The following is a 23,514-nucleotide window of genomic DNA, read 5'->3' on the forward strand; positions in this document are numbered from 1 at the left end:
TTCTCCTTTCAGGCATTCGTATTCATACTATTGTATGGTTGAATGACTAAAATGTGCATTTGTCCTAGGCTTAACCGATATGGATAATTATGAAATAAGGAATCTTGCTCTTTTTTCTTTAGTTTCGAACATAGATTCGGTAAAATGAATAGAAGAGGTGATAGATATGTTTAAGAAAAATAACCTTCAACAATTGATCGAACATTTTAAACGAGATGAAGATTTCAATAAACAAATTATTCACTGGCACACGATAGAAGAAAAACCTGCTCAATTGGTGGAACTGCCAGGTGAAATAGATGGGAAAATAAAGAAAGCCCTGTATAAAAGAGGAATTGAGAAGCTTTATTCTCATCAACGATCAGCATTCCAGATGGCGATGGAGGGGAAGAGCTTCACTGCCGTTACCCCAACCGCATCTGGGAAGACGCTATGCTATAATCTCCCGGTACTTCAAACAATCATGGATAATCCGGATGCACGAGCACTCTATATATTTCCTACTAAAGCTTTGGCGCAGGATCAGAAGAGTGAACTTAACGAAATCATTGCAGAAGCAGATGCTGCTATTAATAGTTATACATATGATGGAGACACATCAGCGAACATCCGACAAAAGGTAAGGAAAGCCGGGCATATAGTCATTACTAATCCCGATATGCTCCATTCAGCGATCCTTCCCCATCATACAAAGTGGGTCTCTTTATTTGAGAATCTTAAATATGTCATTATTGATGAACTTCATATTTATCGAGGTGTGTTTGGGTCCCATGTAAGCAATGTCATTAGAAGGTTAAAACGCATTTGCGAATTTTACGGGGCTTCCCCTATATTCATCTGTACATCTGCAACGATTGCCAATCCAAAAGAGCTTGCTCAGCATTTAACAGGTTCAAAGATGGATTTGATCGATAACAACGGTGCACCTAGTGCCAAAAAACACTTCGTATTCTATAATCCACCGATTGTAAATAAGCCGTTGAATATTCGTAGGAGCGCAACCCTTGAAGTAAGGAGGATTGCTGGCGAGCTATTGAAAAATAAGATTCAAACCATTGTATTTGCAAGAAGTAGAGTAAGAGTAGAAATCATTCTTACTTATTTGCAGGAGTTGGTGAAGAATCAATTAGGAGCGAAATCGATAAGGGGATATAGAGGTGGATATCTTCCAACGCAACGGAGGGAGATTGAAAAAGGTTTGCGAACAGGTGAAATTTACGGTGTTGTAAGCACGAACGCTCTTGAACTGGGTGTCGATATTGGACAATTACAAGTCTGTATCATGACTGGATATCCAGGGACGATCGCCAGTGCCTGGCAGCAGGCAGGGAGAGCAGGTCGGCGACACGGGGAATCTCTCGTCATTATGGTAGCGAGTTCCAGCCCTCTCGATCAATTTATTATCGAAAATCCAGACTATTTCTTCAAGCAATCTCCTGAGACGGCAAGGATTAATCCCGATAACTTAATCATTTTAATTGATCATATTAAATGTGCTGCTTATGAGCTACCCTTCCGAGAAGGGGAACAATTTGGGGATCACGGCATTGAAGATATATTAGAATTCCTTGGCGAAGAGCGGATTGTTCATAAGAATGGAGATAAATGGTATTGGATGAATGATGTATTTCCCGCACATAACATCAGTCTCCGCTCTGCTTCTCAAGAAAATATCATCATTATTGATCAAACTGATATTTCAGCTGTGAAAGTGATTGGGGAGATGGATCGATTTTCAGCTATGACCTTATTACATGATGAAGCGATTTATCTTCATCAAGGCGTTCAATTTCAAGTGGAAAAACTTGATTGGGAAGAAAAGAAGGCATTTGTTCGAGAGGTAGATGTGGATTACTTTACGGATGCCAATCTTGCCGTGCAGTTAAGAGTATTGGAAACAGACAAATCGAGAGAATCAGAAATGTTCGATGTTTCTTATGGAGACGTAACCGTTCAGGCAATGGCAACCATTTTCAAGAAAATAAAATTCGATACCCATGAAAATATCGGTTCAGGACCAATTCATCTACCGGAAGAAGAACTCCACACGAGTTCCAGCTGGATTTCATTGAATGATGCCGACTCATTCAGTCAGGAACGTCTGGAAGAAGGTCTGATTGGTGTTGCCCAGAGCCTGAAATCGATTATTCCATTGTTCGTTATGTGTGATCCCAGTGACATTTTTGTGGTTCCGCAAATTAAGGCGGCACATAATGAAAAGCCAACAATCTTCATTTATGATCGCTACCCTGGTGGAATCGGATTAAGTGAAAAGGTGTATGACCAAATCGAAAGGATTCTACAAGAGACGTCCTCTATGATTGACCGGTGCCCTTGTCAACGTGGATGTCCGTCCTGCATTGGAGCGGAAAATTCTCTAGAAACCGCCAAAGTGGATTCATTAAAGCTGCTTCACCTTTTCCTTCACTAAATAATGGAAGGAGACTCGTCATGTCTATTAAAACGAAATTAACTAGAATGAAAAAGCATATTATTCGCGATGAGGAAACGGATCGCACTAAAAACCAAGCTACTGAAGGCAACCAATCTTCGACAGACTTTCCCTACCTTGATGAATGGAAAGAAAAGGGTACTGTCACGTATTTTATTGATGGTGATTTTTGCCTGGTTAGGGAAAAACGTTATCCGATCGATCACCAGCATGGTAATTACACATTTAGGGATTTCATTAGAGCGGTTGGCGCATGGCAGGAGTTTATGGGGGAGCATCCCTTATCTTCCAAAGGCCTGAGTCCTGATGAAATGTTTTTTTTCGATACGGAAACGACTGGATTAGGAGGGGGGGTTGGAAATACCATCTTCCTATTAGGTCATGGACGGGTAACTGACAAGGAAGTAATCGTGACCCAACACTTTTTGCCACAACCGGGAAGTGAGATTCCTTTATATCATAGCTTTTTAAGCAATGTGGATTACAATACACTTGTCACATACAATGGAAAGGCCTTTGATTGGCCTCAGGTGAAGACAAGGCATACCCTCATTAAAGATCATGTTCCGAAATTACCTTCATTTGGTCATTTCGATCTTTACCACGGCTCTAGAAGGCTCTTCAAGCACAAATTAGAGTCCGTAAAACTGGTCAATGTAGAACGGGAGATTCTTGGATTTCATAGAGTTGATGATGTACCGGGGTATCTTGCCCCGATGATTTATTTCGATTATATTGAACGGAAAGACCCTGAGGGTATACTTAAGGTAATGACTCATAATGAGTTGGATATCTTATCACTCATCACCCTCTATACTCATCTGACACATCAATTACTTAACATTCATAAACATGCAACGGGGCACGAAAGGTTCGAAGTCGGTCGTTGGCTTGAATATACAGGAAACAGAAACATTGCCAAAGAGCGTTATCAAGAACTCATTAAAGAAGGTGACCACCCTAATTATGAGGCCACGCATCAGCTTGCCCTTCAATATAAAAAAGGTAAAGAGGTAAAGAAGGCGATGGACCTGTGGGAAGGCATCTGTGAAGAAGCTCCAGTCTCGATAAGAAAGCGGTCATTATTGGAGCTGGCGAAACTATATGAACACAAGTCAAAGAATTTCCAGCTTGCTTTAGACATGTGCGATCGAATCTTGTCCCTGGTTACTGAAACAGAGGATAAACAAAATAAGAAACATCTTACTTATTTAGAAGACCTCCATCACCGAATGGAGAGATTAGAGGGAAAAATGAACAAAAAAACAGATCATTCATCCTAGCTGGAATAAAGAACGGACATTTTAGTATAAAAGTGGTTCAAAGTCCTTGTTTTTATATTGAGAATTTTCAAAAGTAGTTGTAAAATATTTAATTGTGTTGAAAATATTTAATATCAAGATGGGATGATGTAAATGAACCGCGCAATCTTAATTTTGTTCTTTGTTGTCATTGGTTTAACAGCCTTTGTTTTTACCAATTATTCACAAAGTTTATATAGCTTTATGTAATCTTTACGAAGTGAATTTCTAAAAATAGGTATTTTCATTAGTACATGTACCCTCTCCGTTTCATAGGCTATAAATGTAACAACTAAGAGATGGAAGGAGAGCGTTACCATGTTTTGTAGACCAAGACCCAATCAAGTACTCCCTGCAGTCATGCACCCTACGAAATGTTGTGTGAATCACAATATGACCACCTTAGAGGTGCCTCATATCCACCCGACTCATACGACAAATGTAAATAATGTTATGTATCAACACAAACATTATTTCCCACAAACACAATCACAAGTAGACAGCGTCTCACATCAACAATTTAATTGTGGAGGTGGACCAGGTGGACCATCAGGACCTGCAGGCCCAGGAGGCCCAGGAGGACCAGGAGGACCAGGATTCGGACCTCGTCCACGACCACCATTCGGACCATATGGTATGGGACGATAAAGATTTCCCTTAGAAGTTCGAGAGATGCCACTTAAAAGAATCGTTTGATTTTCGAGTGATACAGTGTTTAAACACTGTATCACTTTGCTAATTCGAAGAAAGCCTTTTTTTCGGTATCTCTTTTATGATAAAACAGTCATTATACATGATCTCCAGGTCTTGAAAATTACAAAATATGTTACAATAGAGTGTAAAGGATTAGGGTACACTATTCTAGTAAGGAGAATAGTATGTGCCCAGAGTTTACTAAAGGAGTTTTGCATTTGGGTAATGTTGCGTGCATAACTGGATATAAATCCTTTGAGTTAGGGATTTTCAAGCAAGACGACAAAGCGGTTTATTACATAAAGCGTGCTATCGAGAAAGAATTAGTATCATTAGTCGATGAAGGGTTAGAGTGGGTTCTCATAAGCGGGCAGCTTGGAGTGGAGTTGTGGGGAGCAGAAGTTGTATTAGAGCTTCAGGAAGACTACCCAGATCTTAAACTGGCTGTTTTGACTCCTTTTATTTCTCAGGAAGAAAACTGGAACGATCAGAATAAAGAATACTACGAGTTGATCTTGTCTCAAGCTGATTTTGTCAAGACGATTTCGAAAGATCCCTATAAGAATCCACAACAGTTCCGAAACAAAAACCAATTATTTTTACAAAAAAGTCAATCGCTTGTTATACTATTTGATGAAGAAAAAGAGGGTTCGCCTAAATATTTTTATGATGAAGCGAAAAAGAAGAAAGAAACCAATCCATCCTTTGATATCAGGACAATTAGTTTTCATGATCTTCAATGGATTGTCGAAGAAGAGCAGTGGAAAAAGGACTGACAATACACCGATTTTTACATGGATCATGGAGTTTTTAATCACTTGGCTTCGAATTTCGATTGACAAAATGATGGTTATTTGAAAAAATGATAGTGATAAATATAGAGGTGAATATAATGATTTCAGATAAAGTGAAATTAACGGCTAAGGATATTCTCGAAAAAGAGTTCAAAGGTGGAATGCGAGGATACAAGCAGGAAGACGTAGACAAATTTTTAGACTTGATCATTAAAGATTATGAAACCTTTCATCAGGAAATAGAAGATCTCCAACAGGAGAACCTGCGATTGAAAAAGCAGGCAGAGGGTGCTGCCAAGCAACGTTCAACGGCTCCACCTCAACAAACAGGAACAACGAATTTCGATATTTTAAAGCGCCTGTCTAATTTAGAGAAACATGTTTTTGGAAATAAATTATACGACTGATTTTTCTAGTTGATTTTCTGACTGGTTTACAGTATAATTAGGTATTGCTGATCCTTGATGGTGTTTGGGTAATCGCTGCAACTTGTTGTAGAGGAAAGTCCATGCTCGCACGGTGCTGAGATGCACGTAGTGTTCGTGCCTAGCCAATTAATAAGCTAGGGCAGCTCATCCCGAGCTGACGGCAGGGAAAACACCTACGTCTCTTTCGGGAGATATGGTGTGACTACTTTGAAAGTGCCACAGTGACGAAGTCCTGTTAGAAATGGCAGGAGTGGAACGAGGTAAACCCCACGAGCGAGAAACCCAAAATTAGGTAGGGGAATCCTCTCAGAGGAATTGAACGAAGAGAGGGACAAAGGGATCTCCTTTGTAGATAGATGATTACCGCCCGAGTACGAGACGAACAGTCGTTTGTAGTACAACGGAACAAAACATGGCTTACAGAACACTATTACGGGATAAGAGCAATATAGACTTTATAATGCAAGTGACTGATACATGCAGGTAATACACTGCTCTTTTGTATCAGTCCTTTTTATTTTTTGGAAAACAAGACTATACTATTGAAATAGAGATTCTTATTAACGGGGTGACAAATTTGGGTACATATACATTAATTGCAACTGCGGCGATGGGGTTAGAAGCTATCGTTGCGAAAGAAGTGAAAGACCTGGGATACGATTGTCAGGTTGAAAACGGTAAGGTTATATTCAAAGGAGACGAAACGGCCATCGCGAGAGCGAATATGTGGTTGAGAACAGCTGATCGAATCAAGATCCTCGTCGGTGACTTCAAAGCATATTCCTTTGATGACCTGTTTGAGAATACAAAGAAACTGCCATGGGAGAATTTCCTGCCCGTCGACGCAGAGTTCCCGGTGCAAGGGAAATCCGTTAAATCAAAATTATACAGTGTACCTGATTGTCAGGCTATTGTAAAAAAAGCGATCGTAGAACGATTGCGTACAGCGTATAAACGTACATCGTGGTTGGAAGAGACTGGTCCACTGTTTAAAATTGAAGTAGCCATCCTAAAAGACGTGGCAAGCATCACTTTGGACACGAGTGGACAAGGTCTCCATAAAAGAGGATACAGAATCGGGCAAGGGGAAGCCCCTTTAAAGGAAACGCTAGCTGCTGCCCTTATTCAATTAACAACATGGAACCCTGATCGACCGTTTGTAGATCCATTCTGCGGGTCAGGAACGATTCCTATTGAAGCTGCTCTCATCGGGCAAAATATCGCACCTGGATTTAATCGAGAGTTCTTATCAGAGAGCTGGCCAATGATGCAAGGTGAAGTCTGGCATAAAACCCGAATGGAAGCTGAGGATCTGGCTAATTACGATCAGCCCCTTGAGATATTGGGTACTGACATCGATCACAGAATGATTGAAATATCCAAGGAGAATTCAATAGAGGCAGGACTTGGCGACTTAGTGAAATTCAAGCAAATGCAAGTAAGGGATTTCACATCAGAATTAGAATATGGGATTATTGTCGGAAATCCTCCTTATGGAGAACGTATAGGTGAACGTAAAGAGGTAGAGAAGATGTATCAAGAAATGGGCAATGCCTTTGAGAAATTGGATACTTGGTCTAAGTATGTGATGACTTCCCATGAAAACTTTGAACAATGCTATGGGAAACAGGCGACAAAGAAGCGTAAATTGTTCAACGGATTCATCCGAACGGATTACTATCAGTACTTTGGACCCCGTCCTCCGAGAAAAGGATAGCCTTCAGCAATTCGAAGAAATTAACGTAGTTCAGAATATCCCTTTCACTTCCTGCGTATAATAGTTTTATCATTTTTAGAGGAGTGAAAGAGGATGGACCAATCTTTCATTGATTACCACAAAATCTATCAAGCATTGCAAAGCTCCATTTCATCCATTTCGGGTGAAGAGGGGGATGCCGTACAACTAGACCTGCATGAAGCAACGAAAAACCTGGATCAGGCTTTTCAATACGAATTGCTAAGAAAAAAGAGAATATACGACTGAGTGTATACTCAGGAGACTAGGGACATCCATACAAGTGGTAGATTCACCCTTTGTATGGAAAGTCCCTTTTCTTTATTATTAAGCTATTTTCACAAGGATTGTTAGTAGCAAAAGGTTTATTGTGTTCACTATAGTCTTTAATCAACTACGACTATCTCCTATAAAACAGCAACAAACATTTGAAAAGAGCCTATTATAATGAGCTCTTCCATATAAATTATCCGTTATCCCTTTTCAATTGGAAAGAATTCTAGTAAATTAGAAATATTGTGTTACAAGTAGGAGGTCCACATGAGAAGAAAATTACCTTTTGAATTAACCAAGGAGCAATCCTTTTATGAAGCGTTATCCGATTGGGTCGGAGATGTTTTTTATGATGTATTACCTGAGAAAGGGTTTGATTTACGGGATGAACAGGTTTTCATGGCCTTTCAACTGAATCAGGCCTATAAAAATAAACAAGTTATGTTTGCTGAAGCAGGAGTTGGGACTGGGAAAACCTTGGTTTACCTCTTATATGCCTTATCATATGCGAGATATACTGGTAAACCTGCTATCATCGCCTGTGCAGATGAAACGCTCATTGAACAGATTGTCAAAAAGGAAGGCGACATACAAAAGCTTGAAAGTGCCCTTGATTTAAACATAGATGTTCGCTTGGCAAAATCCAGGGAGCAATATTTATGCATCAAAAAATTAGAAGAAAACCTGTCCGAAAATGATGTCTTCCATGACATGTGGGAAGAACTGCCTGGCTTTGTCCATGACAACTCTTCCATGAGTAGCTTCAGTCATTACGGAGATCGAAAGGAATATTCTCAATTGTCGGATGATGAATGGGGACATGTAGGATGGGATTCTCTTCAGGATTGCATGTCTTGCGCTTATCGTCATCGCTGTGGCCTTACACTTCATCGTGAACATTACAGAAATGCAGCCGACTTGATCATTTGTTCCCATGATTTCTACATGGAGCACATCTGGACTAAGGACTCAAGAAAGCGGGAAGGACAGCTTCCACTTCTGCCGGAAGCAAGCTCTGTTGTGTTTGACGAAGGCCATCTTTTGGAATTTGCTTCACAAAAAGCTATGACCTACCGAATGAGAATGGAAACACTTGAAGGACTGCTTGAAAAGCTCTCTTCCTCAGATATGAGGGAGGAAACCCTTTATATCATAGAAGATATCATGTTAGAAAATGAGAAATGGTTCGAACTGCTTGAGAAAGAATCCGTTGCGGAGAAAGGCTCTGAGAGACAATATATTACCCGATCAGAAGCAATCTTGCAGCAGGGCAGAGCGCTGACAGAGAAAATCGAACATCTTTTGAATGAACTCGTATTCGAATCGGAAATGTATGTCATGGATGATTATCTATTAAAAGTAGTGGAAGAATATCTTGAGCAGATTCAATATTCATTGAAGCTATTTTTGGATGATGAGAAAGGAATCTACTGGTTGGAGACGACTGAGGAAGAACATACCTTTGTCGTTATGCCAAGATTAGTGGAAGAAATTCTTAGAGATCAAGTATTTTCTCAGAAGATACCATTCATCTTTTCTTCTGCAACACTCTCATATGATCAAGATTTCTCGTACGTGTCTCAATCATTGGGAATCGAAGCATATGAAAAATTTTCTGTAGAGTCTCCTTATGAGTATGAGGAAATGATGAAGGCTTATCTTCCTTTATTAGAGTCAGGTATAGTTGCGAAAAATGATTATGCATCTGAACAAATGAAAAATAATCAAGGGAAATCTTTGATCCTTTTCTCATCTAAGGAGGAAATGAACGACTTCAGGTCCTACCAAATGAAGCAGGGGACCCAAGACTGGAATGTAATATATGAAGGCGACAGAGAAATCAGTGATACGGTAGAACAGTTCCAACAAGAAACATCTACGGTCCTGTGTTCTTACCATTTATGGGAAGGGCTTGACGTACCTGGAGAATCCCTTTCGCAGGTCATCATTTACTCCCTTCCATTCCCGCCGAAGGACCCGGTGTTTGATGCTAAGCGAAATCACGCCGATGACGCTGCAAAAGAGGTGGATATCCCTTATATGATTCTTCGCCTGAGACAAGGAATCGGTCGACTGATTCGTACGAGTGAAGACAAAGGGAGCATCCATGTCCTTATAAATGGTGCAGAAACATCATATAGGGACTTGGTAGAATCGGTTCTACCTGTTGGGATTGAAGTGTTTAACGCATAAGAGAAAGAAATGAAAACCGCCTAATTTGGGCGGTTTTTTTTTGATGGACGTAAAGGGGGGTATCTTTAGATAAGTCCCATGGGTAATATGCGGCCGATAATATATTGGAAAAGGCGTTAATAAAAATAGAAAAGTCGATAATAAAAGGCTAAGGATTCCCTGACTGTAACGATAATCCCTAAGCTATCAATCTTTCTGAGTCCAAGTTGACAGAAAACTATGATAAAATAGATGAGATGTTAAAAAAAGGGGGCTTTTTAGAATGAAAGAATTAGTAATAGAAACAAAAGAGCGTTTTCTTGATTATGTTAAAAAAATGTCGGCCTACAACGAAGCACTTGGGTTGATGTTCTGGGATTTACGTACAGGTGCTCCGAAAAACGGTGTGGAGCAACGTTCCGAAGTTATTGGAATGCTCTCATCCGAGCTTTTTGAAATGTCGACCTCGAGCGAAATGGCAGCATATTTAGCAAAACTTTCTCCAGAAATGGATAAATTGGACGACATGACACTAAAATTATTAGAAGAGTGTCAAAAAGAGTATGACCGAAATAAAAAAATACCGACTTCTGAATATAGAGAATACGTGGTTTTGCAATCGAAAGCGGAAGGAATATGGGAAGACGCGAAAGAAAAGGAAGATTTCACCATGTTTCAGCCTTATCTAGAGAAGCTTGTGGCATACACGAAACGTTTCATTGATTATTGGGGGTATGAAGATAATAAATATAATACGTTACTGGATATGTATGAGCCAGGTGTTACAGTAGAGGTGTTGGACAAAGTATTCGGTGACCTTCGAGATCAAATTGTTCCACTGGTCCAGAAAATTTCGGAATCGGAAAAAAAGCCTGGAACCGACTTCCTTTTTGAACACTTTCCAAAGGCGAAGCAAAAGGAATTCAGCTTAAAAGTCCTTGAGCAAATGGGGTATGATTTTAACTCAGGGAGATTGGATGAAACAGTCCATCCTTTTGCGATTGGTTTAAACCCTGGTGATGTAAGGGTAACAACTAAATATGATGAGAAGGATTGGAGAACCGCTGTCTTTGGAACAATCCATGAAGGCGGTCATGCGTTATATGAGCAGAATATTTCAAAGGACCTGATAGGGACTCCGCTTTGTACGGGAACGTCCATGGGAATCCATGAATCTCAATCTCTTTTCTATGAAAATTTTGTTGGAAGGGATTATGCTTTCTGGAAACAAAATTATTCGTTGCTGAAGGATTTCTCGACAGGGCAATTTGATTCGGTGGAACTGGATGATTTCTACAGAGCCATCAATGAATCCAAACCTTCGTTAATCCGCATTGAAGCAGATGAATTAACTTATGCTCTCCACATTATCATCCGGTATGAGATTGAAAAAGGATTATTCAATGATGAAATCGAAGTGAAGGATCTTCCAGAAATATGGAATCATAAATATGAAGAGTACTTAGGTATCCAGCCTGCTCACAATGGTGAAGGTGTGCTACAAGATGTTCATTGGGCTGGAGGAAGCTTTGGATACTTCCCATCATACGCGTTAGGATACATGTACGCTGCCCAGTTCAAGCGTGCTATGTTAAAGGATCTTCCACACTATGAGGACCTCTTGGAACAAGGAGACCTTGCTCCAATCAGGGAATGGTTAACGACGAATGTTCACCAATGGGGTAAAATGAAAAAGCCATTGGAAATTATCAGGGAAGTGACAGGGGAAGGACTTAATGCCCAGTATTTGGCCGATTATTTAACGGATAAGTACTCAAAGGTATATTTCCTGAATTAAAACGAAATTGGAGGCAAAATCATGGAAGTTAATGTAGCATCACTAGAGGATAAACTACTTGTTGGAATCGGCTGGACCGGCCCTTATGGAAGAGGGTCAGATATTCCTATGCTATTTACTAAGTTTCAACAGATGATCCCATCCATTCATTATATCAATGGGGAAGAATGCATATATGCACCCTTTCATGACAGAGCTACAGACTTTACGTATTATTGCACTGTAGAAGTTGATCGTGTGGAAAAACTCCCGCCAGGGGTAGTCGAACTGTCCCTTCCTGCTGGTGAATATGCCCACGCTCTTTATGAAGGTCCTTCAACAGAAGTGGAGCATGCCTATTTCTCAATCTTTAATTGGATTAAGGAAAATGGTTATGAAAAAGATTATTCGAGACTGAGTGTAGAGAAGTATTTATTTAAGGATAGGGAAATCAATGAAACGGAAGATAAGCGGAAGTTAGAGCTGTTTGTCCCAATTAAAGAGAAATAGAAAGGAAGCTGCCTGATCTTAGGCAGCTTCTTTTCTTTAAATATGTTGTTGTCTGGCCTAACCAACCGCCTCCGCTTTTCTATTTGTCCAGCTCCGGCGGCTAGTCCCTCGAGGTCATAAGTCAAGAACACCAAAAAGGCAAAGGGCGCCATTCGGGTGTGCTTGACTTATGCTTGTCGGGCCTGATCAAGCCGCCTACGCTTTTCTATTTGTCCAGCTCCGGCGGCTAGTCCCTCGAGGTCATAAGTCAAGCACCAAAAAGGCAAAGGGCGCCTTTCCGGTGTTCTTGACTTATGCTTGTCGGGCCTGACCAAGCCGCCTACGCTTTTCTATTTGTCCAGCTCCGGCGGCTAGTCCCTCGAGGTCATAAGTCAAGCACCAAAAAGGCAAAGGGCGCCTTTCCGGTGTTCTTGACTTATGCTTGTCGGGCCTGACCAAGCCGCCTACGCTTTTCTTGTTACCACATACGATATCCCTTAGACGCTGGTGGGGCGTTTTGGATCATATCGATGAATGGGACGGAGTAGGCAACGAGAATGAGAGCGGCTAGGATGGTTAACCAAATTCTCCAGTTTTCAAGGACCATAGGGGTTCTTTCAGCTGCTGCTGTATTTTCTCCGATTGGGAATTCTTCGACTCCTTTCGGTGCGAAAAAGGCCAGATTAATAAAGATGTAAAGAATCAGGATGATACCAATAAAGAGTATGGTTCCCCCGACAGCCTGTGCAATTTGATAAGGTATCCAATCCATGGCCTGAGGTGCTTCACCATAAGTTGAAAATGAAGATCGTCGAGGGGCACCGAGTAATCCAACAGCATGCATGGATCCTGACATGATACTCATTCCCACTGACCATACAATTGCTTGCACAATTGCCAGTTTGTTCATCGCTTTTGTTAAGACACGACCTGTTAAATGGGGCACTAGCCAATAAGAGATACCGAAGAACGTTAATACGACGGACGTTGCCAAGGTTAAGTGAAAATGCCCGGTCACCCAAATGGTATTATGAACGACCTGATTCATCTGATTTGAAGCATTGATCAATCCACCAGCTCCAGCAGGAATGAAAGCAACCATCCCGATAAACGGAACCGTAAAGCGTGCATCTCCCCAAGGTAATTCCTTAAACCACCCGAATAATCCTGTTGCTCCTTTGGAACGACCGTGCATTTCAAATGTAGCAAACAATGAGAATGCTGTCATTAGAGAGGGAATAACAACCATAAAGGTCAGAACCACCTGAAGGAACTTCCAATTAGCATCAATTCCTGGCTCTACTAACTGGTGATGAAAGCCCACAGGAATAGAGAATAAAAGGAACAGAATAAACGAAAGGCGCGCGAGTGAATCAGAAAAGATCTTCCCGCCAATGATTTTTGGAATGATCACGTACCATGCCATATAAGCAGGCAGGAGCCAAAAATACACGAGTGGATGGCCGAAATACCAAAATAATGTACGACTGACAAGAACATCGACTCGATCCACCAACCCAAGAGACCAAGGTAGGAGTTGAAATAACACAGTTCCCGCTACTCCGATTGTCGCTACGATCCATAAAACCGTATTAATGATAGCCATGAATGTTAGTAGTGGACTCGGTTGACCGGGGTTTTCTTTTCGCCAATCCATATACTTCATTATCATTCCGGCGCCGCCAAACCAGCTTCCAATCACTACGAATGTTAAGCCAAGGTAGAAGATCCAGTGCGCTTTCAGAGGAGCATAGAATGTATATAATACCGTTGCTTCATTTAATAGAATCATAATCGCAGCCATGATTGTACCGAGAAGCATAACCCAGAACCCTAACCATCCCATTAAGCGAGATTTCCCGGAATAGGTACCAGAAGTCCGGGAAATGGCAGCATGCTGGAATCCAAGGATAAAGAATGTGGTAAGGACTAATCCAAGTAACACCCCGTGGACCGTCAAGACCTGATAGTATCCAATCCCGGCAGGTAAATTGAATCTTCCTGATCGCACCAAAACTTGCAATAAACCTGCCAACCCTCCAAGAGCTAAGGCGATGAATCCAACGTAAATATGTGCCATGGCCAATCTAGCATCTTTTTTATCGACTTTCACAAATGGTACCATTTAATCCACCACCTTTATCATAGATTTCATCGTATGATGCCCAACCCCGCAATATTCGTTACAGAGAATGAGGAATTCTCCGGTTTTATCAAGAGTGGTCGTGTATTCACTGATAAAACCGGGTTCTAGCATCATATTGATATTCGTGCCTGCGACTTCAAATCCGTGTACAACGTCTTTAGTTGTAGCGATAATTTTCAGAGTAGACCCTTTCGGTATTTCAATTTCCCCTGGAGTGTAAAGAAAAGCAGAAGCGACCACCACGAGTTCATAATCCCATTCCTTTCCCTCCACTTCTTTCAAGCCAGGTTCGTTAAAGGGGGCGATATTGTCCACTCGTTCGGGATTGATGTAAGCCTTCGCACTTGGAGGTTGGTGACCTTGGTGAAAAGCACTGATACCAAGGATAATTAAAAATAAAATAAGAGACCCTGTTCCTAACGTTAACCACCATTTTTCATAACGATGCATGTGCATGTAAACCACTCCCTCAAAATTTAAAAACGATTCATAAATAATAAAAATACTCCGAGCCAAGTAAGGACTAAAAAACCGCCTAAAAATAATACGGAAGTAAAGGTACCCTTTAATGAATTGGAATTCTCTACTTTGACGATTGTCTTCTTACGTACTTCTGGTTTTCCCATTCTTCTCAGTCCTCCCACCAATTGAATGATTGAATTGCTTTCTTTATCGTAACCGCCTGAATGACTTTGAATCTGTGATAAATATCACACCTAAGGAGGGAATTTGTGAAATAAATGTGAAGTCATGAATAAATAGGACTTTCAGATGGTTCATTCGCAGGAACAACCTGCATACAGTGTAAGAATGGCCAAAGGAGGAGACTGTCGAATGGAGAAATATTACTGTAAGAATTGCTGCCAAATCTTTTCAGATAGAATGATTTGTCCTCAATGCGAGCTTCCTGTTGAAACGAAAATTCATATTCAGGTACAGCATCAGGAAGGGAAAAAAGGTCACCGTTGAAGCGTTTATCTTTGGAGAGGCCTGGTGTTGTGTTAATATATAGAAGATTCGAATAACAAGTGAGGTGGTGTGGATATGTATGTACCTTCATTTTCATTAAACGAGAAGTTGGCTGTAGTCACTGGAGCAGGTCGTGGAATCGGACGGGCACTTAGTATAGGATTGGCTGAATCTGGAGCCGATGTTGTTCTACTATCAAGGACTAAAAGTGATCTAGAGGAGACGGCCAGCGAAATTGAAATGCTTGGAAGGAAGGCCTATATCCTTCCGACTGATGTGACATCTCGGGAAGATATTATCCAGGCAATAGCCTACATAGAAGAACAAGAACGCTCTATTGATATTTTAATAAACAATGCAGGAATGAATATTCGATCCACTGCTCTGGAAGTAACGGATGAAGAATGGCAAACGATCATGGATACGAATTTAAAGTCTGCTTTTATGATGAGCCAGGAAGTCGGTAAGCACATGAAAGAAAGAAGCCAGGGGAAGATCATTAACATTGCGTCTGTCGCTGGTCATGTTGCCTTGCGCACGGGGGTTGTATATGCATCGACGAAAGCAGCCATGATTCAAATGACGAAGGTGTTAGCGATGGAATGGGGCAAATACAATATTCATGTTAACAGTATTGGACCATGGTACTTCAAAACACCTTTAACCAAAGAACTGCTGAAAAATGAAAAATACGTAAACGATATATTGGCGGTCACACCTCTAAAACGGATTGGGGAACTTGAAGAATTAGTCGGACCTGCGGTGTTCCTTTCATCCGATGCCTCTAACTATGTTACTGGCCAAACTCTTTTTGTTGACGGTGGAATGACGATTCATGGTTTTTAATCCATTCTTCACAAGAAAAGGCTAACCCCTTGAAAGGTTAGCCTTGTTTGTAATCCGTGCATATCTACTCAATCATTAATATCACTAAGAAATTCCCTACATTTTCAATAGAAATGGGTAGTTTTAAAGCTTTGTCAAATCCGTACATTTTGGATTGACCTACAATGACAGTCGGTGGGGTGATGTCTAGTGAATGTCCAGCTTGTGCCAATAGGGTAGCAAGGTTACCTGCGATCATATTTCCCAGTTCGCCTGCAAATGATTCCAGCATTTCCCCTTCTAACGGCATTCCAAACATAGAGGCTCCGAGGCCTTGAAAGCTTTCTTCTTCGCCATCAATAATCATCCTGCCACGCACATCTCCCGTAAACCCGATGAGAACTCCGATTTTATGCTGACTAAAGGGCTCTGTTAACAACGAAGGTTGCAAACACTCAATATTCAAGGGAATGACCCCTTTAATGGCTTCTACTGAACTATTTAGTATATCAGTGACACTTTTAGTTAAAATCATGTCGTATCCTCCAGTATTTTGTCACCTCAATCATACCATATTACCCATTAGGAAAGGATGATTATTTGGAATTGTTTTCATACTAAAGAACTATTTATTGAAAAGAAACCATAATGATGAATCTTTCATACATGCTTTAAATCCTTATGGAAATACTATCCTTACTTGGAAGCGTAAGGAGTGAGCGGATTTGCCAAGAATACTTTCAGTAGAAACAGAAATACCCCCTGTGAAAATTACCCAAAATGAAGCGGCAGAATTTGCGAGACAGCTGTTTTCATCAAGTTTTAAAGATATTGGGCGACTGATTAACGTGTTTCAAAATGGAGAAATTGAAAGCCGTTACTTTGTTAACGATCTGGAATGGTTTTCGAAGGATCATTCCTTTGCAGAAAAGAATGACGAATTCATTCATCATGCAGTTGAATTGGGCAGCAGAGTAGTTAAGAAAAGCCTTTCCAATCATCAGCTTACAATGGATGAAATCGATGCCATTTTTACCATATCAACATCGGGGCTATCCACTCCAAGTCTTGAAGCGAGAATCATGAATCGATTACCATTCTCTCCTCACGTAAAACGGATACCGATCTGGGGATTGGGATGTGCAGGGGGAGCGAGTGGGCTGTCACGTGCATATGAGTACTGTTTAGCCTTCCCTAAAGCAAATGTTCTCGTTCTATCAATCGAGCTATGCTCTCTCACATTTCAGCACGGAGATCGTTCGAAGAGCAATTTAATCGGTACTTCGCTCTTTGCAGATGGTGTAGCTTGTGCTGTCGTCTGCGGGAATGAAAGCCCGGTCTTGAATGAGATTTCACACCCTTTACCATCCATTTTTGCCACACAGTCCACTTTGCTTGAAGATTCTTTGGATGTCATGGGGTGGGAAGTGAAAGAGAACGGATTGTACGTGGTGTTCTCCAAGGACATCCCGACGCTTGTGAAAAATTGGCTGCGGCCAAATGTGGAAGAATTTCTTCATGGAAATCAGATCAAGCTTGAAGACATTAAGCATTTTGTAGCCCATCCTGGTGGAAAGAAAGTGATCGAAGCTTACAGGGAAGCTTTGGGTATGGAAGAAAGCATGACCTCTGATGCCTTGAAGGTTTTGAAAGAATACGGGAACATGTCTTCTGTAACGATTTTATATGTTCTTAAAGAGTTCCTGAGTAAAGGCTGTGAACGGGGAGATATCGGCTTAGCTACCGCTTTGGGACCAGGTTTCAGTTCAGAACTTCTATTGATGAGGTGGGAATGATGCTATATTTCGCACTCTTTTTCACCGTTCTTTTAATCCAACGACTTGTAGAATTATATATTGCCAAATCGAATGAAATGTGGATGAAAAAGCAGGGAGCAAAGGAATATGGACAAGGTCATTATAAGATGATGGTGGCCATTCATATTGCATTTTTTATTTCGTTATTAATTGAAGGAGGGGTCCTCCACCCAGGTGTTAACCGCTATTGGCCATTGCTTCTCTGTGGATTTATCTTTACGCAACTCGGGAGGATATGGGTGATTGCTTCATTAGGGAAGTATTGGAACACCAAAATCATCGTGCTTCCTAAAGCTGAAATCGTTGCCAAAGGCCCATATAAATATTTGAAGCATCCAAACTATTTGATTGTGACGTTAGAATTTATTTTTGTGCCTTTACTTTTTAACGCATATTGGACTCTTTTTATCTTTGCACTTCTTAATCAGCTCATTCTCTCGATCCGTATACCCTTAGAAGAGCAGGCATTACGGAATGAAACAGATTATAAACGGATTCATCCTCATACAAAAGGGTGGATGACATCAATAAAAAAAGAAAAATAATATTCTTATTGAAAATGATTATCGTTTTTGATAAGATTCTAATTGAAGATGAAAATTATTCTCAGTTATACTTTAATAAAAGGGTGGGGACACAAATGGTATGGTTTTTGATATTGTTCACTGTAGTAGCGTATGGCTTCATGATGAAGTATGTTTTATCGAATGTAATGAAGGAGCAGGCTCAAGGAAGGAAAATATCTTCATACCAGACGAACTCGAAATCTTTTATTCATTCAAACTTGATTGCAACCGAAACGACAAGATAGATACATGGCCCTCTTCTTCGGAAGAGGGCTTTTTATTTTATCATTTTCCCTTTAAAAATAGAGGCATATACTAATAACGTCCTCAAATATTCACTCAAAATATGAATTCATAGAGAATTTGGGCTAAATACGATAAAATAATAACGTTATCATTTTCTGAATCCAGAAAGGAAAGAATGTTATGAGTCAGATAGATCAAAAAAGCATCCATTTACATAAAAGATTGGAACAACTTTCAGCATACTACGATCTCTTTCTTCATAGTGGAGACCAAGAGAGGGCCGGTAAGGTAGAAAGGTTGGCTGAGAAATTACACAATCATGAATTAATTTTAGCTTTCTGTGGTCATTTTTCAGCAGGTAAGTCTACGATGATCAATCGCTTAATGGGGGAAGAAATCCTACCATCCAGCCCAATCCCAACAAGTGCGAATTTAGTGAAAGTTCACCATTCACAAGAGGATTTTGCGAAAATACATTATCATGATTCCCCACCTTTGTACTTTCAAGCACCATACGATTTTTCCACCATTAAAGAGTTTTGTAAAAATGGGGAGGACGTCTACTCTGTAGAGATCGGACGAAGCAAAAGTGAAGTTCCAGAAGGGGTATCGGTATTGGATACACCTGGTGTCGATAGTACGGACGATGCCCACAGACTGTCGACGGAATCTGCTATCCATCTTGCTGACGCTGTGTTTTATGTAATGGATTATAATCATGTGCAATCTCAGGTAAACTTTGAGTTCACTAAAGAAATGGTTCGTCATGGAGTGAAACTCTATTTGATTGTGAATCAGATTGATAAGCACCAAGAGGAGGAATTATCTTTCACTGATTTCAGGGAAAGTGTCAGGGATTCATTTGCATCATGGGGTGTTATTCCCGATGCAACGTTTTTTACAAGCTTAAAAGATTCTCATCATCCACACAATGACCTTGTGAGATTACAGAATCTGATTGAAGAGCAAGTTCAAAAGAAGAGTGAGCTGATTGAGGACTCTGCAGAATCGGCTATTTCTCAATTGCGATCTGAACATGAGAAGTGGTATGAGGAAGAACTCGATAGAATTGAGGATAAAGGATCGGATGTCCTTACCGAGGAAGAATGGAAGAATAAAGAGTCCCTTCTCCAGTCGGAAAAGAAATTGATTGATGCATTGTCGAAAAAGAATGTCAAAGCAGTTAAAGATCAATTCGAGGAAAAAAGAAAGGAAATCCTCAAGAATGCATACCTTATGCCTTTTGAAACGAGAGAATTGGCTAAAGAATTTCTGGAAAGCAGACAATCAGAATTTAAAGTAGGGTTTTTATTCTCTAAACAAAAAACAGAGGAAGAAAAAGCAGTAAGGCTTGAAAAGTTTAAAGAGGATATCAACACCCGTGTAGAATCTCAGTTGGAATGGCATCTGAAAACATTAGGTAAGGACCTAGTGAAAGAATACAGCGGCATATTAAATCAACGTCTGAATTGGGATCAGTTGTTACTTGAAATAGATGATCAATTTCTCATTAGTTTGATAAAACAAGGTGCAGGGATAACAAGTGATTATGTTCTACAATATTGTGATGATCTTTCAGAGGAATTAAAGAAGAGAGCCAGAAATCATACAACTAAATTGATAGAACCCCTTCTTTCTGACATTGAAGGCTCTTCGGCAGAAGAAATTATAAAGTTAGAAAAAGAACTAAATGAGTTGCAAGAGAAAACGGGAATCATTTATCAGTGGAACGCGTTGTCTGATGAGATGACCGCTCAAATTCAAATGCTGAGGAATGTAAATATTGATTCAAAGAAAGCAACCACTATCATTCAACAATGGAAGAATCAATGGAAGGAAAGAGACGAAAAATACATTCTTGCCTCTGAAATTGATTTGGATCAGATAGAAGACACGACACTAAGCATTGAAAAAAACCCACTACCTCATCGAGAGGAAAATGAATTTTCAATCGGAGAAGTGACGGAAAGGCTAGAAACAATGGCCGGTGTTTTCAGAGAATATAAAGGATTTACTAAGATGGCGGATCTGTTGGAAGGAAAAAAAGATAGATTGTCCAATCAATCATTCACAATTGCATTATTCGGTGCTTTTAGTGCAGGTAAATCCTCATTTGCCAATGCTCTATTAGGAAAGAAAGTACTTCCCGTAAGTCCGAATCCGACAACGGCCACCATCAATCGAATCAATCCGGTTTCAGAAGAAGGGGAGCATGAAACGGCCCATGTGCAAATTAAGACGTATGCCCAGCTATTTCAGGATATCCTTCATTCCCTTTCGTTCTTTAATCAGGTCGCTGCTACCCTTGATGAAGCAATGAACGTTATTCCTCAATTAACGAGTGAAGGAAGTGGGAAAGAAAATGTACACCTTTCATTTCTTCAGGCCTTCCAGAGTGGTTACTCTATCTTTAAAGAAAGTCTTGGAAAGACAAGGAAGGTCAATCTCGATGAGTACCGAGGATTTGTAGCTGATGAAGCAAAGGCTTGTTTTGTTGAATCCATCGATCTCTATTTCGATTGTGCGATCACAAGACAGGGGATTACGCTGGTGGATACACCAGGAGCAGATTCGATTAATGCCCGGCATACGGGTGTAGCCTTCGAATATATTAAGAATGCAGATGCAATTCTCTTTGTAACTTATTATAATCATGCATTTGCCAAGGCAGACCGGGAATTCCTTATTCAGTTGGGGCGTGTGAAGGATACGTTCGAACTAGATAAAATGTTCTTTATCGTCAATGCCATCGACCTTGCACATGATGAAGAAGAAAAGAATGAAGTCATTGACTATGTAGAAACTCAATTGATTCAATATGGTATCCGTTTTCCAAGAATTTTCGGTGTTTCCTCCCTCGAGGCTCTACGGGAATCTGAGTCACAAAAGTCTGGAATGGACGTCTTCAAGGAGGAATTCCAAGCGTTTATACAGAATGAGTTAGTGAGCATGAGTATTGAATCCGCTCTTCGGGAGTTGGAGAGGGGAATACAGAGATTTCAACAATACATCCATACAGCTTCCAGTGATAAAGAGTATAAACAAGAACGCAAGAAACAGCTCAAGAATGCTAAAAACGAAATCTCCAAACTGATCGATACACAATCTGTCCACCCTCTAGAAGTGGAAATGCAGCAGGAATCCAAGGAACTCGTCTACTATGTGAAGCAAAGGGTATTCTTCAGGGTATCAGATTTCTATAAAGAAGCTTTCCATTCAGGGTTGTTCTTACAATATGCAACCCAATCACAAGCAATTAAAGAGGGATTGAAAGAATTTCTGGCTAGTATCGGATTTGATCTGGCACAGGAAATGAGAGCCACCTCTCTTCGGATACAGCAGTATATTCAAAAGCAACTCAGTGATCATTGGACGGTACTGGAAGATAAAATACAACAGGTGGAAAAGGACATTGTACTCTCTCCACAGGATCATAAAAATGAAGACACGATTGAATTTGAGAATGCATTGAAACAAGCGGATCTAGTACCTTTTGAAGAAGCTTTTTCATCATTCAGGAATCCAAAGCAGTTCTTTGAAAAAGGTGGAAAAAAAATCGTTCAGGAGAAATTGGAAGCCTTGCTATCTGAACCGGCTGATAGCTATTTAGACCAAGAGCAAGTACGCCTCGAGAATTGGGTACGAACGTATTTGGATCGGGAGTTTGACGTGCTTAATCAGGAAATACTTAGTCAAGTGATGGAGCAAATCAATTCCCATTTAGAAGTGGTCGAAACCGTTCAGGATCTGAACAAACTTAAGCAAGATTTAGAGATTCTAGAACATAATCAAGTGTAAAAATGAGAAGGAGGTCAAAGAATGGAGAATCCTTATCATTGTTGTGCTACCTGCATTCATATTCGCGGAACCAAATCTGAAAAGAAGACCACCTATTTCTGTTCCAGATTGGGTTATGAAACCAATACGACATATCAATTCTCGTGCTGGGAACCGAAAGAAGAAGTGCTGGAATTGATGAGGAAGAGAGGGATCAAATCATGAGTGCTATTATTGAGGAAGATTGGCTTATAAAGCATATCCAAGACGAGAAAGTGAGAATCATTGATTGCCGTTTTTCTTTAGGAAACCCGGAAGAGGGACGGGAACATTATAAACAAGAACATATTCCAGGAGCTGTCTTTTTTGATCTTGAAAAAGATTTATCCGGATACGCAAAGAAACATGGGGGGCGCCATCCCCTTCCGAATATGAAAAATTTTTTGCGGAAAGTGGAGGACGCAGGAATTGACAACGAGTCGACCATTGTAATCTACGATGAAAAGGAAGGGGCCTTTGCCGGCAGATGCTGGTGGCTTTTCCATTACATCGGTCATGAAAACGTATTTATCTTAAATGGGGGATATACCGCATGGAAGAAAGCGGGCAGAGAGGTGGAATCAACAGTCCAGGCTTATCCTCCAAAAAGCTATCGCCCAAGCTTCAATGAAAGCATTATGGCATCCTTAGAAGAGATAAGAAGGATCGCAAGGGGGGAAGATGATACCCCTTTGATCGATTCTAGGAGTAGCGAAAGATTCCTAGGCAAGGAAGAACCGATCGACCGTATCCCAGGGCATATACCCGGAGCCGTCAACCTTCCCTGGACGGATGGTGTGAAGAATGGCTATTTTGCCGGAGAACAACAGCATGATCAATTAGCTGGTTTTCATAAAGATGAACCTATAATCGTTTATTGTGGGTCCGGAGTGACGGCTACTCCTAACTTCATCCGCCTTAAGGAAGCGGGTTATACCAATGTGAAACTATATGTGGGAAGCTACAGCGACTGGGTCTCCTATGATGAACACAGGGTCGAAAAGGAGTAAGCGGA

Annotated in this window: 22 protein-coding genes and 1 other RNA gene; 19 read left to right on the forward strand and 4 right to left on the reverse strand. The window is 40.6% G+C overall.

Translation table 11 applies throughout. From position 1 onward, the window contains the following. Window positions 1-166: 166 nt before the first annotated feature. From FGG79_RS01230 to FGG79_RS01275, 11 genes are all read left to right on the forward strand, one after another. Entirely contained in the window at window positions 167-2,431 is a 2,265-nt protein-coding gene (locus FGG79_RS01230; protein ID WP_138775838.1) for a DEAD/DEAH box helicase, read from the forward strand. 20 nt (window positions 2,432-2,451) lie between these two features. Continuing rightward, window positions 2,452-3,735 carry a ribonuclease H-like domain-containing protein gene (locus FGG79_RS01235; RefSeq protein WP_138775840.1) on the forward strand — a complete coding sequence of 428 codons (1,284 nt, stop codon included), beginning with the start codon at window positions 2,452-2,454 and terminating at the stop codon, window positions 3,733-3,735. A gap of 336 nt (window positions 3,736-4,071) precedes the next feature. Then, window positions 4,072-4,401 carry a CotD family spore coat protein gene (locus FGG79_RS01240; protein ID WP_138775842.1) on the forward strand — a complete coding sequence of 110 codons (330 nt, stop codon included), beginning with the start codon at window positions 4,072-4,074 and terminating at the stop codon, window positions 4,399-4,401. 263 nt (window positions 4,402-4,664) lie between these two features. After that, entirely contained in the window at window positions 4,665-5,222 is a 558-nt protein-coding gene (locus FGG79_RS01245; RefSeq protein WP_138775844.1) for an SLOG family protein, read from the forward strand. 116 nt (window positions 5,223-5,338) lie between these two features. Continuing rightward, complete coding sequence (gpsB, locus tag FGG79_RS01250; RefSeq protein ID WP_138775846.1) at window positions 5,339-5,647, forward strand: cell division regulator GpsB; 309 nt, start codon at window positions 5,339-5,341, stop codon at window positions 5,645-5,647. Window positions 5,648-5,707: 60 nt separating this feature from the next. Further along, an RNA gene (rnpB, locus tag FGG79_RS01255) (RNase P RNA component class B) lies at window positions 5,708-6,093 on the forward strand. A 152-nt stretch (window positions 6,094-6,245) separates the two neighbouring features. Beyond that, the gene (locus FGG79_RS01260; protein WP_138775848.1) at window positions 6,246-7,385 is read left to right on the forward strand and encodes a THUMP domain-containing class I SAM-dependent RNA methyltransferase; all 1,140 of its coding nucleotides are present in this window, start codon (window positions 6,246-6,248) and stop codon (window positions 7,383-7,385) included. A 93-nt stretch (window positions 7,386-7,478) separates the two neighbouring features. Beyond that, the gene (locus tag FGG79_RS21570; protein WP_171050739.1) at window positions 7,479-7,652 is read left to right on the forward strand and encodes a hypothetical protein; all 174 of its coding nucleotides are present in this window, start codon (window positions 7,479-7,481) and stop codon (window positions 7,650-7,652) included. 291 nt (window positions 7,653-7,943) lie between these two features. Then, the gene (locus tag FGG79_RS01265) at window positions 7,944-9,869 is read left to right on the forward strand and encodes an ATP-dependent DNA helicase (RefSeq protein ID WP_138775850.1); all 1,926 of its coding nucleotides are present in this window, start codon (window positions 7,944-7,946) and stop codon (window positions 9,867-9,869) included. 262 nt (window positions 9,870-10,131) lie between these two features. Further along, the gene (locus tag FGG79_RS01270) at window positions 10,132-11,646 is read left to right on the forward strand and encodes a carboxypeptidase M32 (protein WP_138775852.1); all 1,515 of its coding nucleotides are present in this window, start codon (window positions 10,132-10,134) and stop codon (window positions 11,644-11,646) included. A 21-nt stretch (window positions 11,647-11,667) separates the two neighbouring features. Beyond that, on the forward strand, window positions 11,668-12,135 hold the full coding sequence (locus tag FGG79_RS01275) for a GyrI-like domain-containing protein (protein ID WP_138775853.1): 468 nt from the start codon (window positions 11,668-11,670) through the stop codon (window positions 12,133-12,135). Window positions 12,136-12,592: 457 nt separating this feature from the next. On the opposite strand, the gene FGG79_RS01280 is transcribed toward FGG79_RS01275, so the two are convergent. Genes FGG79_RS01280 through FGG79_RS01290 form a run of 3 tightly spaced genes read right to left on the reverse strand, consistent with a single transcriptional unit; the run spans window position 12,593 to window position 14,886 of the window. Then, window positions 12,593-14,239 carry a b(o/a)3-type cytochrome-c oxidase subunit 1 gene (locus FGG79_RS01280; RefSeq protein ID WP_138775855.1) on the reverse strand — a complete coding sequence of 549 codons (1,647 nt, stop codon included), beginning with the start codon at window positions 14,237-14,239 and terminating at the stop codon, window positions 12,593-12,595. Next, window positions 14,240-14,716, reverse strand: coding sequence for a cytochrome c oxidase subunit II (locus FGG79_RS01285; protein ID WP_138775857.1), 477 nt, complete (start codon window positions 14,714-14,716; stop codon window positions 14,240-14,242). 20 nt (window positions 14,717-14,736) lie between these two features. Next, complete coding sequence (locus tag FGG79_RS01290; protein WP_138775859.1) at window positions 14,737-14,886, reverse strand: cytochrome c oxidase subunit 2A; 150 nt, start codon at window positions 14,884-14,886, stop codon at window positions 14,737-14,739. Window positions 14,887-15,094: 208 nt separating this feature from the next. Between FGG79_RS01290 and FGG79_RS22235 the strand changes: the two genes are divergently transcribed. Then, window positions 15,095-15,229, forward strand: coding sequence for a hypothetical protein (locus tag FGG79_RS22235; protein ID WP_276607943.1), 135 nt, complete (start codon window positions 15,095-15,097; stop codon window positions 15,227-15,229). A gap of 75 nt (window positions 15,230-15,304) precedes the next feature. Then, window positions 15,305-16,075 carry an SDR family NAD(P)-dependent oxidoreductase gene (locus FGG79_RS01295; RefSeq protein ID WP_138775861.1) on the forward strand — a complete coding sequence of 257 codons (771 nt, stop codon included), beginning with the start codon at window positions 15,305-15,307 and terminating at the stop codon, window positions 16,073-16,075. A 64-nt stretch (window positions 16,076-16,139) separates the two neighbouring features. Here FGG79_RS01295 and FGG79_RS01300 read toward each other — a convergent pair whose 3' ends face one another. Beyond that, the gene (locus tag FGG79_RS01300; RefSeq protein WP_138775863.1) at window positions 16,140-16,589 is read right to left on the reverse strand and encodes a chemotaxis protein CheX; all 450 of its coding nucleotides are present in this window, start codon (window positions 16,587-16,589) and stop codon (window positions 16,140-16,142) included. A 190-nt stretch (window positions 16,590-16,779) separates the two neighbouring features. On the opposite strand from FGG79_RS01300, the gene FGG79_RS01305 reads away from it, so the two are divergent. From FGG79_RS01305 to FGG79_RS01330, 6 genes are all read left to right on the forward strand, one after another. Continuing rightward, window positions 16,780-17,850: a type III polyketide synthase gene (locus tag FGG79_RS01305; RefSeq protein ID WP_138775865.1), complete on the forward strand. Its 1,071-nt coding sequence runs from the start codon at window positions 16,780-16,782 to the stop codon at window positions 17,848-17,850. Then, window positions 17,850-18,416 (forward strand): isoprenylcysteine carboxyl methyltransferase family protein, encoded by a 567-nt coding sequence (locus FGG79_RS01310; RefSeq protein WP_138775867.1) that lies wholly within the window; start codon window positions 17,850-17,852, stop codon window positions 18,414-18,416. The genes FGG79_RS01305 and FGG79_RS01310 overlap by 1 nt, the downstream gene beginning before the upstream one ends. A 95-nt stretch (window positions 18,417-18,511) precedes the next feature. After that, on the forward strand, window positions 18,512-18,682 hold the full coding sequence (locus tag FGG79_RS01315; RefSeq protein ID WP_171050740.1) for a hypothetical protein: 171 nt from the start codon (window positions 18,512-18,514) through the stop codon (window positions 18,680-18,682). A 181-nt stretch (window positions 18,683-18,863) separates the two neighbouring features. Beyond that, complete coding sequence (locus tag FGG79_RS01320) at window positions 18,864-22,481, forward strand: dynamin family protein (RefSeq protein ID WP_138775871.1); 3,618 nt, start codon at window positions 18,864-18,866, stop codon at window positions 22,479-22,481. 21 nt (window positions 22,482-22,502) lie between these two features. Further along, window positions 22,503-22,685, forward strand: a complete 183-nt coding sequence (locus FGG79_RS01325; RefSeq protein WP_138775872.1) for a hypothetical protein — start codon at window positions 22,503-22,505, stop codon at window positions 22,683-22,685. Then, window positions 22,682-23,509, forward strand: a complete 828-nt coding sequence (locus FGG79_RS01330) for a sulfurtransferase (protein WP_138775874.1) — start codon at window positions 22,682-22,684, stop codon at window positions 23,507-23,509. Before FGG79_RS01325 ends, FGG79_RS01330 begins: the two co-directional genes overlap by 4 nt. Window positions 23,510-23,514: the final 5 nt, after the last annotated feature.

It is taken from the genome of Bacillus sp. BHET2 (assembly GCF_005938125.1).
Lineage (GTDB): Bacteria > Bacillota > Bacilli > Bacillales > Bacillaceae_B > Rossellomorea.